The 12510-nt window shown below is 72.9% G+C and carries 9 protein-coding genes; 6 read left to right on the top strand and 3 right to left on the bottom strand.

The window, feature by feature from the left end; all coding sequences use genetic code 11:
• Positions 1 to 24: 24 nt before the first annotated feature.
• Positions 25 to 777, bottom strand: a complete 753-nt coding sequence (locus FHT37_RS08695; protein ID WP_091733484.1) for a GntR family transcriptional regulator — start codon at positions 775 to 777, stop codon at positions 25 to 27.
• Positions 778 to 1015: 238 nt separating this feature from the next.
• Between FHT37_RS08695 and FHT37_RS08690 the strand changes: the two genes are divergently transcribed.
• From FHT37_RS08690 to FHT37_RS08665, 6 genes are all read left to right on the top strand, one after another.
• Positions 1016 to 3322 carry a TonB-dependent receptor gene (locus tag FHT37_RS08690; RefSeq protein WP_183480208.1) on the top strand — a complete coding sequence of 769 codons (2307 nt, stop codon included), beginning with the start codon at positions 1016 to 1018 and terminating at the stop codon, positions 3320 to 3322.
• Complete coding sequence (locus tag FHT37_RS08685) at positions 3319 to 4578, top strand: esterase-like activity of phytase family protein (protein WP_183480206.1); 1260 nt, start codon at positions 3319 to 3321, stop codon at positions 4576 to 4578. Before FHT37_RS08690 ends, FHT37_RS08685 begins: the two co-directional genes overlap by 4 nt.
• The gene (locus FHT37_RS08680) at positions 4575 to 5162 is read left to right on the top strand and encodes an RNA polymerase sigma factor (RefSeq protein ID WP_147242589.1); all 588 of its coding nucleotides are present in this window, start codon (positions 4575 to 4577) and stop codon (positions 5160 to 5162) included. The genes FHT37_RS08685 and FHT37_RS08680 overlap by 4 nt, the downstream gene beginning before the upstream one ends.
• A 161-nt stretch (positions 5163 to 5323) precedes the next feature.
• On the top strand, positions 5324 to 6394 hold the full coding sequence (locus FHT37_RS08675; protein ID WP_183480204.1) for a hypothetical protein: 1071 nt from the start codon (positions 5324 to 5326) through the stop codon (positions 6392 to 6394).
• Between the two features lie 392 nt (positions 6395 to 6786).
• Positions 6787 to 8202, top strand: a complete 1416-nt coding sequence (locus FHT37_RS08670; protein ID WP_183480202.1) for a hypothetical protein — start codon at positions 6787 to 6789, stop codon at positions 8200 to 8202.
• A gap of 7 nt (positions 8203 to 8209) precedes the next feature.
• Positions 8210 to 10675 carry a hypothetical protein gene (locus FHT37_RS08665; protein ID WP_183480200.1) on the top strand — a complete coding sequence of 822 codons (2466 nt, stop codon included), beginning with the start codon at positions 8210 to 8212 and terminating at the stop codon, positions 10673 to 10675.
• Between the two features lie 61 nt (positions 10676 to 10736).
• Here the strand turns inward: FHT37_RS08665 and FHT37_RS08660 are convergent, their stop codons facing one another.
• Both FHT37_RS08660 and FHT37_RS08655 read right to left on the bottom strand, forming a co-directional pair.
• Positions 10737 to 11735: a tripartite tricarboxylate transporter substrate binding protein gene (locus FHT37_RS08660; RefSeq protein ID WP_183480198.1), complete on the bottom strand. Its 999-nt coding sequence runs from the start codon at positions 11733 to 11735 to the stop codon at positions 10737 to 10739.
• Positions 11736 to 11790: 55 nt separating this feature from the next.
• The gene (locus tag FHT37_RS08655) at positions 11791 to 12459 is read right to left on the bottom strand and encodes a hypothetical protein (RefSeq protein ID WP_091733500.1); all 669 of its coding nucleotides are present in this window, start codon (positions 12457 to 12459) and stop codon (positions 11791 to 11793) included.
• Positions 12460 to 12510 lie beyond the last annotated feature (51 nt).

Raw genomic sequence — 12510 nt, 5'->3', positions numbered from 1 at the left:
GCCGGGAGGGGGCGGCCGGCGCGCTCAGGCGAGCCGGCTGGACTGCGTGATCCGCGCGCTGTACCGGTAGCTGGACACGTACTTCATGAGGCAGTACTCGATCGGCTCGCGCCGCTCGGACAGCGTGATGCGCTCGCAGACCAGCAGCGGCGCGCCTTCCGGCACGCCGAGCAGCCGCGCTTCCTCCGCGTCGGCGCTGGCGGCGAACAGGTTCTCCACTGCTTCCACCGGCGCGAAGCCGGCGCGTTCCATCAGCAGCTGGTACAGCGAGCGGGCGCGTTCCACCTCCTGCAGCTCGAGCTTCACGCCTGGCGGCAGCGGGAAGTAGGCGTCGTGCAGGCCGACGGGCACGCCGTTGGTCAGGCGCACGCGCCGCACGCGGGTGAGCGGGTGGCCGGATTCGAGCTGCAGCAGCTGGGCGATGGCCATGGTGGCCGGGCTGAACTCGAGGTTGAGGATGCGCTGGCTGGGCAGGCCGCCGCGCTGGCGCGTGTCCTCGGAGAAGCCGTCGATGTAGCGCGACATGCGGCGCACCAGCGCCGGCGCGACGAAGGTGCCGCGGCCGTGGTCGCTGTAGACCAGCCCATGGTCCTCCAGCAGCCGCACCGCCTTGCGGATGGTGTCGCGGCTGACCTGGTGCTGCTCGGTGAGCTCGCGCTCGGAGGGCAGGGCCTCGTTGTCGGCGAGGCGGCCGTCGTCGATGGCGGCGCGCAGCGCGTCGGCGACCTGGCGGTAGCGGGGAGGGGGCGCGGAGGCCTCGGCGGGTCGTTTGCTCATGTCCGGCAATGCTCTCATGGTACGTACCAGATGGTCAACAGGGTTGCTCCCAGTCCGCATCGCATGGCCGTTTTACGAGGCTGTGACAGCTGTTGCTTCCGAAGGAAAACCCGAGGTTCTGCGGAAAACATGCTGTGACCAGATTGACGTGGTACGTACCAGTGGATGATCATCCGGCCCGATCCGCGCAGTACCCCTCCACCCCGTTCCCGGTCCTTCCGCTGAAAGCTCCTCCACCATGCGCTCTCTCGCCCGCCTTCCCTTCGCGCCGCTGCCCCTGGCGGCCCTGCTCGTCGCCGTCCACGCCCCGGTCCTGGCCCAGGAGGCCCCCGCGCCGGCCCGGCCCGCCAGCGAAGCCGCCGGCGATACCGCGCCTTCGATCGCGCCTTCGGCCGCGCCGGTGCCCGCCCGCTCGCAGTCGCTGGGCCAGGTGACGGTGACCGGCGAGTCCATCGGCCTGCGCCAGTCGCGCGCCAACGTGAAGATCACCGCGGCCGACCTGGAGCACTACCCGACCGGCGTCTCGGCCGACAAGCTGCTGGAGCGCGTGTCCGGCATCCAGGTCGGCTCGTCCAACGCCTTCGGCGGCGACGGCTTCGAGAGCACGATCAGCATGCGCGGCTTCGGCAAGGACAGCATCGGCTTCTCGATCGACGGCATCCCCAACGGCCGCACGACGCTGGGCGGCGGCTCGGTGCCCACGCGCTTCTTCGACAGCAGCAACCTGGCGGCGATCGATGTGTCGCAGTCGGCGGGCATCGTTGGCGCGCCGTCCCACCAGGCGCTGGCCGGCCACATCGATTACCTGACCCAGGATCCCGGCCGTGCCTTCGGCCTGCGCGTGGAAGCCGCCGCGGGCAGCGCCGAGCTCGGCCGGCTCTATGCCCGCGTGGACAGCGGCGAACTGGCGCCCGGGCTCACCGCCTACCTGAGCGTGTCCCGGCAGCAGTGGCAGGTCTCCTACGTCGACGATCCCTCCGGCCACGACACCCGCGACCATGCCGACCTGAAGCTGGCCTGGCGCCTGGGCCAGGACACCACGCTGAAGCTCTACTCCAGCTTCAACGAGCGCAAGGAGACGAGCGCCAGCAACATCGTCACGCTCAGGCAGTTCCAGACCGATCCCAAGCAGGACGGCTACACCGACCACTGGACCGGCGTGCCCGGCGTCGACCGCAACTACCGCGGCCTCAAGGGCAACCCGCGCGAGGACCGGCTGAGCTACCTCAGCCTGAACACCACGCTGGGCGGCCTGAAGGTCTCGGCCAAGGCCTATCACCACGGGCAGGACGGGACCGGCAAGGAAACGGGCCTGGGCAACGGCGGTTATCCGGGGCTCGATGGCTCGGCCCGCAGCCTGTACTTCCGCGGCAATGACTACGACCTCTCGCGCAACGGCGCCTTGGTGGAAGTGGGCGCGCGGCATGGCGACCTGCTCGACTGGCGCGCCGGCGCCTGGTACGAGAGCTACGAGCGCGGCCAGGTGCGGCGCTGGTATCCGGTCCTCGACGAGGCCGTGGGGCCGGCCCTTGCCGACACGCCGGTCGCGATCAGCGAGGACAAGCACTGGAAGAACCGCTCCACCATGGTCTACCTGGCCAATCGCAGCAGCCTGCTGGATGGCCGGCTCAAGCTGGACTACGGCGTCACCTACCTCGATAACCGGGTCGACTACCGCGCGCCGATCCAGGACTCGCGCACCGGCAAGCTGGACTTCGTCAACCAGGCGCGGGTGAACTCCGGCGTGCTGCCCAAGCTGGGCGCGCTGGTGCCGCTGGGCGCGAACACCGAGCTGTTCGCGGGCTACGCCAAGAACGCGGCCACGATGACCGACGCGACGCTCGAGGGCGGCGCGGCCACCACGATGGCGGCGGCGCTGCGGCCGCAGGACATGGACACCGCCAAGGCCTTCGACCTGGGCCTGCGCCACAAGGGCGACGGCTACGCGCTGAGCGTGCAGGGTTTCTCGATCCGCTCGAAGGAGACGGTGGCCGCGGACATCGCCGGCACGCTGCAGTCGGAGAACGTGGACCAGGGCCGCCGCATCGATGGCATCGAGCTGAGCGGCAACGCGCGCGTGGGGGCGGCCTGGCGCCTGTATGGCGCCTTCACCTACCAGAAGGCGCGCTACGCGCTGGGCGACGTCGATGCGCAGGGTTATCCGGCCAAGGGCTTCATCCGCGACGGCGCGGACCTGGTCGGCATCGCGCCGCGCAACCTCTTCCTGGAAGCGACCTGGCGGCCGGGCGATGCCTGGCGGCTCGGGGCCAATCTCCGTCACGTGTCCAGCCAGGCCGGCTACTACGCGAATCCGCGGGTGGCCAACAGCGGCGTCGACGAGCGCATGCCGGCCTACACACTGCTCGGCGCGAGTGGGTCGTACCAGTGGGATCACCTGACCCTCGGCCTGAACCTGGAGAACATCACCAACAAGCACTACCTCTCCGGCGTCGCGCCCGAGCTGATGACGAGCCCCTCCAGCATCGGGCGCTACTTCATCGGCGCGCCGCGCACGGTGGTGCTGTGGGTGAGGATGGAACTGTGAAGCGCCCCCCGGTGGCCCGCCCTGGCGGCACGGCGTTCCTCGCCGGGGCCGTGGCCGCGGTCGCGCTCCTGCTGGGCGGCTGCGCGCCGGTGACCTCGACGGTCGACGCGCGCGCGCCGGCACGCGTTGCGGCGGACGGCGCGGCGGTTGGCGCGGCAGGTGCGCCGGGGACGACAGCCTGGGCGCAGCCGCCGATGCGCCTGCGGCTCATCGGCGAGACCGTCATTCCGCGCGTGGCGACCGATCCGCTGCTGCGCCATCTCGGCGGCATCTCCGGCCTCGACTACGACCCCGTCGAGGACACCTGGTACCTGCTCAGCGACGACCGGTCGGAGCACGCCCCCGCGCGCTTCTACACCGCCAGGATCCGCTGGAACGCGCAGGGCCTGGAGGAGCTGCGCGTGACCGGCCTCACCCCGCTGTTGCAGCGCGACGGCCAGCCCTATCCGAATGTCCGCGCACCGACGCGGCCCGGCGAGCCGCCGCCCGAGAGCCCCGATCCCGAGGCCCTGCGCCTGGACCCGCGGACCGGGCGTCTGCTCTGGTCCAGCGAGGGCGACCGCCCGCGCGGCCTGCAGCCCTTCATCCGCTGGTCGGAGCGGGACGGCCGCTTCGCCGGCGAGCTGCCGCTGCCCGAGCGCCTGCGCGTGCATCCCGACGAGCCGCGCGGGGCCCGGGACAACCTCAGCCTGGAAGGCCTGGCGCTGGCCGCGGATGGCTCCGTGTGGGCCAGCATGGAGGCGCCGTTGATCGAGGACGGCGAGCCGCCGACGCGCGAGGCGGGCGCGTTGGCCCGCTTCACCCACCTGGACCGGCAGGGCCGGGTGCTGGGGCAGTACGCCTATCCGGTCGAGCCGGTCCCGGAGGCGCCGACCGGCGGCCAGCGCCGGTCCGACAACGGCGTCAGCGATGTGCTGGTCACGCCGGCCGGCACGCTGCTGGTGCTGGAGCGCTCGGGCCGGGAAGTCGCCGAGCGGGTCTTCAAGTTCCGCGTGCGGCTGTACGAGGCCAGCGTCGATGGCGCCACCGACGTCTCGGCCGTGGCCTCGCTGCGCGACGCGGCGCTCGTGCCGATGCGCAAGCGGCTGATCCTCGACCTGCAGGCCGCCGGCGCGCGCGGACCGATCGACAACCTCGAAGGCATGGCCTGGGGACCGGTGCGGCCCGATGGCCGGCGCACGCTGGTGATGGTGGCCGACGACAACTTCTCGCCGCAGCAGGTGACGCAGGTCCTGGCCTTCGAGGTGGCGCCATGAGGGACGAGGACATGGAAGGCCTGCTGGGAGCCTGGCTGCAGGCGGCCGGCGCGGGGGACCGCGCGGCGTTCGAGCAGCTGTACCGCCACTTCCAGCCGCGCCTGACGCGCTTCATCCAGCGCTGCTGCTCGCGCCCGCATGTGGTGGAAGAGGCGGTCAACGACGCGCTGTGGGTGGTCTGGAAAAGCGCCGCCAACTTCCGCGGCGACTCGCGGGTGACGACCTGGGCCCATGGCATCGCGTATCGCTGCATGCTCAAGGCGCTGCGGGACCGCGAGGTCGGTCAGGAGATCAATGCCTCGGCGGTGCCGGAGGCGGAACTCGCCGAGGCGGAGCCGTTCTTCGACGACGGCCCCGACCGCGAATTGCGCGACTGGGTGCGTCACGGGCTCGCCGCCTTGTCGCTGGAGCAGCGCACGACGGTGGAGCTGGCCTACTGCCAGGGCGAATCCTGCGAGGAGATCGCGCGGATCATGGCCTGCCCCTCGGGCACGGTGAAGGCGCGCCTGGTGCGCGCGCGGGAGAAGCTCAAGGACGTGCTGCCGGCGCTGGCGGAAGCGGCGGTCGGGACGCGCGGCTACTGAGCCGACTGCGCCCGAGGACCGGTCGGGGCCCGCGGTCGACCGCGTCGGCGCGTTCGCTTCGACGCGACCCGCTTCGCGTCCGTCTCGCTGTCGTCATCGCGGTGTGCCTATCGTCATCGCCGGCCGAACCCATCACCCAACAACTCGGCCAGGGAGCTTCCATGACGACCATCCTTACGTCAACGACACCTCCGGCGAACGGGACGATCCCCGCTCATGCCGACACCGTTTCAGCCGGCACGCCCGCCGACGTCACCGCCGACTGGCGCCGCGAGGCCGCGCTGCGGCTGGGCGCCAGCCCCGAGGTCGCGCGGCATTTCGGCGCCACCGGCCTGATCGAGCTCGCCGGGCAGCCGCTGTCGCTGCATCCGTTGCATGACGAACCGACGGGGCCCTGGCTGGCCGTCACGCGCGCCGCGCGTCCGGCGGCGGTCGACGAGGCCGCCTGGTGCGATGCGCTGCTGCTCGCCACCGGGCAGGCGCTGGTCGCCACCCACGCGGCCTTCGGGTTGAACGACGACGGCGAGGCGGTGCTGATCCTGCGCACCGCCGCCGGGCACGCGCATCCCGATCTGCTCGCCGTTGAACTGGCCGGGCTGCTGCAACTGCGGCAGGCGCTGCTCGAGGGCGTGACGGCGCAGGCCGGAGCGGCTGAAGCAGAAGCGACAGCCGCAACCGCAGCAACCGTAGCAACGGCCGGGACGGCGGCAACGGCCGGCATGTCCGGAACGGCTGAAGCTGCCGCGGGGGCTGCCGATGCGGCACAGCGCGGCGGTGTCGATGCGGCTGCTGCGGCCGATGTCGACGCGCCATGCCTGGAAGCCCCCGAGCGCGTGCTCGTGCGCGTGCATGGCGCCTTGCTGCAAGCGGGCCTGCCCGCCGCGGACGCGCTGGCCGGCGCGCGCAGCGGATCGTTCACGCTGGACGGCGTGCCGATCGGCCTGGCCTGCGAGGACGGGACCGACACGCTGGTGCTGGTGTCCGACCTCGGCGCCGAAGCGCTCGACACGCTCGAGCGACGACGGCTCGCGCTGCAGGCCAACACGACGCTGATGGTCTTCGCCGGCGTCGCCGTGGCCCGCGAGCGCGGCCGCGCCCGCCTGATGTCGCGCTGCCCGGTCGACGGTCGCAGCGCCGCCGATTTCGCCGACGGCTTCGCCGCCTGGTTGCGCGACTTCGCGCGCCTGGCCCGTGCCACATCGACGTCCCGCGACACCGCGGCCGCGCATTGAAGGAGGGAGCCGACATGCCCGCATCCATCACCCCTTCGACATCCAATCGCATCGAATCGTTCCGTCTGCCCGCCGAGGCCGGCACGTCCGTGCCGGGCGCCACAGCGACCGCGGGTCCTTCAGGTACAGCAGGTGCAGCAGGTACCGCTGGCTCGACGGGCTCGGCGGCCGGCGTCGTTGCCCCGACGCTTGAGCGGCCGCACAACGCGCCGTCGTCGCGAACGTCCGCGCCGCTGGCGTCCTCCGGCGGCGACGAACTGCGCGAGCGCCGGCCTCTGCCGGAGCTCGTCGGCACGAGCCCGGGTCGCTCGTTGCTGGACGACTCGCACAGCCGGTCGGACTCGCGCGAGTGGTCGTCGCGACGCCTCCAAGTCCTGGCGGAAGCGCGCGGCTTGAGCGGCCCGCTCTCGGCCACCCCTTCCGACATCGGACGGCAACTGCGGGCCGAACCGACCTTCAACCTGTCCCGTCCCGCCGCACCGGAACGCAACTGGCGTTCCGTCGCGAATGCGATCGCCGGCGAAGTCACCCGGCTGGCCGGCGTGGCGGGCCGCGAGGCGGTGCGCACGCTGGGGTCCGTCGTCCCGCCGATGCCCGAGGCGCGGCTGGCCGGCGTGGTGGCCGGGCACGCCATCCATCAGACGGTTGCGGTGGGCCTGCCCACCTTCGCGCGGGAGATGCTCGCCAGCGCGGTGAGCCACGCGCTGAGGCACACGCCGGCCCCGGCCGTGATGGGCCTGCAGGCCACGGTCGGCATGACCAACGTGGTGCTGCAGGTGGTGCGGGAGCTGCGCGAGCGGCGCAACCCCGACGAGGCGGCGCGCGCCTACCACTCGCTCACCCCCGAGCAGTGGCAGGCGAAGACGCCCCGCGAGCAGGAGGCGATGCGGGAGCACACGCTCAAGGTCTCGCGGCTGTTCACGGTGATGCAGGTGTCCTCGTCCGTCACCAACCTGATGCTGATGCATCACGGGTTCCAGCAGGGCGACCGGGCGGCCGCGCTGCAGCCGCTGGCCAACGAGCTGAAAGTCGGCGTCTACGCCGCGATGCGGGACGGCCTGCAAGCGAGCTTCAGCATGGTCAAGGTGAACAAGCCGCCGGCGCCTGAGGGCGGCGGCCCGCAACCGGAACTGGCCGCCGGCATGTCCGGTGCCGCACAGGCGGCCGCCGTGGCCACCTACGCGGGCGTGAACGTGGTGAACAACTTCCTCGGCGACGCGCTGAAGGGCGCGTGGGTGCCGGATCGAAGCGCGGCGGCCGCGGTGCTGCTGGATCAATCCAACGCCATGAACATGGGCGACGCCTGGCGTGTGGCGGCCGGAACCGCCGCCATCAGCGCGCTGATCAACACGCTGGGCGAGACGACGGACTGGTTCCAGCGCCTGCAGCTCTTCGCCAACCAGACGCCCGGCGCGACGCAGGAGTGGGCGCCGGTGCTCACTGGCACGGACCGCAGCCGCGTGCTGGACCAGACGCAGGCGCGGGCCTCGCTCACCAACACGCTCTTCTCGGCGCTGACCGCGGCGGGGCAGGGCATGGCGCACAGCCAGCTGCCGCCCGCCGTGCAGCAGTTCATCGGCAACGTCGGGGCCGCGGCGCTGGGCGCGATGCTCGATTCACCGATCACGGGCCTGTGGCAGGCACAGGAGGCGGTGCGGGCCATGCCGGTGCCGGACCCGCCCGTCGACCTGGAGCTGGCGCTGCGTCCGGACTCGCCGCGTCTGCCGTCGAGCTCGGCCTCGTCGGTGGCCGACATTCCGGTGCCGCGGCAGCGCAGGCCCCGCGTCAACGTCGACGAACTCGATTGAAGGAGCCATGACCGGTTCGATCCGTTTCCCCTCGGGAGGCGCGCCATCGCGCGCCGCCGTACCGCCCGCTGGCCGGCCGCTCGCGCAGGCCTTCGCCGACGAGGTCCGTCCCGCGGGGGACTTTCCCGGGCTCGATCGGGCACCGGCACGGCCGGCCAGCGCGTCCGGCGCTGGCGAGGCCGACAGCGCGCCCTCGGCCGTGCAGCGGCGCGCCGCCTTGCCGGTGTCGATGCCGACCGAGGCCGCGGCCACGACAGGCCCCTTTTCGGGTGCGCCATTGGTGCCGTTGGCACCGTCGTCGCCGTCGGTCCAGCTGAGGTTGCTCGCGGGGGAGCTTTCCGAGTTGGAGACGGAGCGGGCGGCCCTGCAGGCGAGCCTGGCCGAGCTGCAGCAGCGGCGTCACGACGCGCGTGCTCCCACCGCCAGCGAGCGCAGCGACGAAGTCGGCCGCCTTCAGTCGCGCGCCGAGCACGCGCGAGGCCAGCTGGCCTCGCTGCAGGCCCGGCATGACAAGGAGACCGGCGAGCTGGCGGATGTCGAGCGCAAGCTGGCGTCCGCGCGGCGGCAGCTCGAGGGCCTGACGCTGGCGGCCGAGCCGCGGCCGGCTCAACCGGCTCGTCCTGCACGCGCGCGAACGGGCCGGCGCGGCGGCGCCAAGGCGGCGAGCGCGACGAAAGCGACGCCGGCGGCCGCGAAACCGGATCCCCGCAGCCCCGCGGAGGTCGAGGCCCAGGCGCGCATCCAGCGGCTGGAGGGGGAACGCGACAGCCTCAAGACGCAGATGGAGGCGGCCAGTCGCCGCGTCGCGGAGGCCCGCGCGACCTTGAAGAGCGACACCGACTTCGCGGAGACCCTGCTGGATCCGCGCTTCATTGAGCAGCGGATCGACAAGGCCGCCGCCGCCCACCTCAACCCGTTCCTGGCGCACTACGAGCTTCCCGCCATCGATCAGGTGCCCCCAGGCGAGGACACGAGGCATGCCCGCTACCTGGCCATGTTCACCAACGTCGACGCGGGCGCGCGGCGCCTGGACGAGCCGCTGCTGGAGAACCCGGCGCACAGCTTCTCGGCGTTCTCGGCCCTGTTCAGCACCTTGTGGCCCGATCGCGTCAACGGGAGCCTGCTGAGAAACCTGCTCGGCGGCGACACGAGCGCCGTGATGGCGGCCGTGCGCGCAGGGGGCGAGGGCCTGGGGAATGCGGTGGGTCGGCATGTGCTGGCGCAGTTCACGGAGGAGATGAGGTACTGCGCCATGGCGGCGGCCAGCACGGGCCTGCCCGATGGCACGACGGCGCGCCGCGTGAGGTTGAGCGGCGGCAGCCGCGTGACGCAGACGGCGCTGGCCGAAGGCCGCGCGCGGGCCCGCGACCTGATGCCGCTGCAGGAACTGCCGGCGCATCGCGGCCGCATCGTCGTGGGCGCGATCCAGCAGGCGACCTCGATGATGACGACCATCGCCGAGGAGTACCGCGAGGCGTCTGTCGACGTGCAGCGGTCCCGGTCCGCGCTGGACGGCGCATTGAAGGACCGGAGCGCGCTCGTCGAGCGCGGTGAGCAGCTGACGCGCGAGCTCGGCGCCGCACACGCGGCGCTCAGCGGCCTTCGCGACGAGCGCCGGCAGCGGGACGCCGCGCAGTCGTCGCCCTCAGCGCAATCAGCGCAGCCTGCCTCGCGCGATGCCGCGCCGGATGCGGCCATTCCGCAGCTCCCGGCGGCGGCCGGGTCCTCGTCGCCGGATGTCGACGCTCGCCGGATGCGGCTGCGCGGCGACGTGGACCGCCACAGCGCCCAGGCGGACGAGGCGCGCAGCCGCGTCGATCAGACCGCCCGCGACATCGGCGAGGCGCAGGCCGAGCTGCGCCGCTCCGCGCAAGCGCACGAGGCGGCCGCCGCGGCGCTTGCGCGGGAGGCGGCGAATGCCAGCCGCGAGCACGACGAAGTCCGTGCCGCCCAGGCCGGGCTGCGCGAGCGGCTGGCGGTGACCGAGGCGCGGATCGGCGAGCTGCGCGAGACCTTGCATCAAGCGCCGGCGCGCCGCGCCGCGATCAGCGACCTGGCCTGGGAACGCACCGTCGAGCGGCACGTCGGCATCAGCGACGAGGCCATGCGGGAGCGCGCGCCGGAGACCGGCCATGTGGGCAGCTACGACTCGCTGTCGACGCTGTCCCAGGTGGTCGCCGACCTGCACGCCCATGTGTCCGGCCATGCCGACCTGCGGCCCGTGCTCGCGGCACGCAACCGCCGCGAGTTCGACAGCGCCGTGGCCCGCGTGCCGGGCGGCGTGACCGACCTGGTGTTCGACCACGGCCGCCAGGTGGGGCGCGGCTTCAGCAACGCGCTGGACCGCACCGAGCGGGCAACGCCGCTGCAGCACAGCAGCTACTCGCTGGATTTCGTGCAGGGCAGGGTGGTGGTGTCGCACCTGCATCCGCATGTGCCGCGTCGCACGCTGCAGGTGGCGGAGCTGAAATGAAGCGAGGGCCCCGAGGGGCCCTCCGCGCGCCGGCATGCACGCGCCGGCCTGCACGCGCCGGTCACTCCAGCCGGATGCCGCTCTCCTTCAGCAGCCGACCGTTGGCGGCGTGCTCGCGCCGCAACTGGTCGGTGAACGCCACGATCGTCGCCGGACTCACGAGGTAGTCGAGCTGGCGAAGCCGCTCCTGCACGTCGCGCTCGGCCAGCACGCGGTTGATGGCCTCGTGCAGGCGCTGGATCACCTCGGGCGGCGTGCGGGCCGGCGCGAAGACGCCGAACACCGAATTCATGTTGGCCTCCGGATGGCCCAGTTCATCGACGGTCGGCACGTCGGGCAGGCCCGGCATGCGGCCCGGCGCGGCCACGGCCAGCACGCGCAGCTTGCCGCGCTCCACCAGCGCGTTCAGCGCCGCGCCGGGATTGGCGGTGAACAGCTGGAACTGGCCGCCGGCGGCATCGGTGGCGATCTGTCCGCCGCCCTTGTAGGGCACGTGGGTGAAGCGGACCTGCGCCTTGCGCGAGATCTGCTCGAGCATCAGGTGGCCCAGGCTGCCGACGCCGCTGGTGGCGAAGGTGACCTGGTCCGGCTGCGCGCGCGCCTGGGCGATCGCGTCGGCGAAGGTCTTGCCGGTGAAGGCCGGCGTGGCCAGCAGGTACACCGGCGACACCATCACCCGCGCCACCGGCGCGAAGTCGGTCAGCGCGTCGTAGGGCACCTGGTGCGTGTGCGGGCTGAGCGTCAGCGGGCTGATCGCCGAGAAGGCCAGCGTGTGGCCATCCGCGGCGGCCTTGGCCACCACGCCCATGCCGATGACGCCGCCGCCGCCCGGCTTGTTGTCGACGATCACCGGCTGGCCCAGCGCCAGCCGCTCGGCCAGCAGGCGCCCGACGGCGTCGCTCAGTCCGCCCGGCGCATAAGGCACGACGATACGCACCGGCTTGCTGGGCCAGGCGCCGGTTTGCGCTTGAGCGGTGGGAGCGAGCAGCGCCATGGGCGCCGACGCCGCGGCGATCGACGCCTGGATGAAGGCGCGGCGGGAGGCCAGGGGGACGGTCATGAATGAAGGCTGGATGAAGGGTCGGTGCAAGCGCGGCGGGCCGGCCCCACCTGCGCTACTGCGCGATCGGGTCGGCGGCCAGCAGCTCGATGTAGCGCCGCGGGCCGGCGTCGAAGCTTCCCGCCGCTTCGGCGTCGCCGCCGGCGCGAGCCTCGGACGTCAACCGGTCGGCGGAAATGCCGCGGCTGGCGAGTATCGCCTCGGTGCCGCGGGCCCAGCCCAGCGCCTGGTTGCGACCCTTCGCGGCCGCCGGGGAATTGGCGGGCGAGTTGACGCGGACGCCTGCCTCGACGCGCACCCGCACCGCCGGCGAGCGCGCGAGCACCTCGGCGGCGCGCTCCACGAAGTGCCGGAAGCGCGGCTGCAGCGCATCGCGGCGATCGACCGCATCGGCCGCGTCGATGCGCACGCGCACCTGGTTGCCGGCCGTGCGCATCACCTCCACCTGGCCGTTGTCCAGCGCCAGCTGCTGCAGCTCCCGCGCCACGGCCGCGATGTCCGGCGACCAGACGTGGCCGTCCTTGACGTCGAGCGCCGGGCCCGGCGGCGGCAAGGGGACCGGCGCCGGCGCGACGACGGCCAGCGGCTCCGGCGGGCGGCGCGAGGCGCAGCCGGTCAGGCCGACGCCCAGCGCGAGCAGCGCGATCGCGAGCGCGCAACGCGAGCCGAGGCGGGACGCGCGAAGGTGGCGAGGGCGGTGATGACGGTGAAGGGAGGCATTCATCGGGTCACTCCGGATCGTTGAAACAGCCCGGCCGCAGGGCCGGCGGGGCAG

Origin of the sequence: Mitsuaria sp. BK037 (genome assembly GCF_014193045.1) — a bacterium.
GTDB lineage: Bacteria > Pseudomonadota > Gammaproteobacteria > Burkholderiales > Burkholderiaceae_C > Roseateles.
The sequence above is the reverse complement of the archived record's forward strand: the minus strand, read 5'-3'. Positions and strand labels throughout refer to the sequence as shown.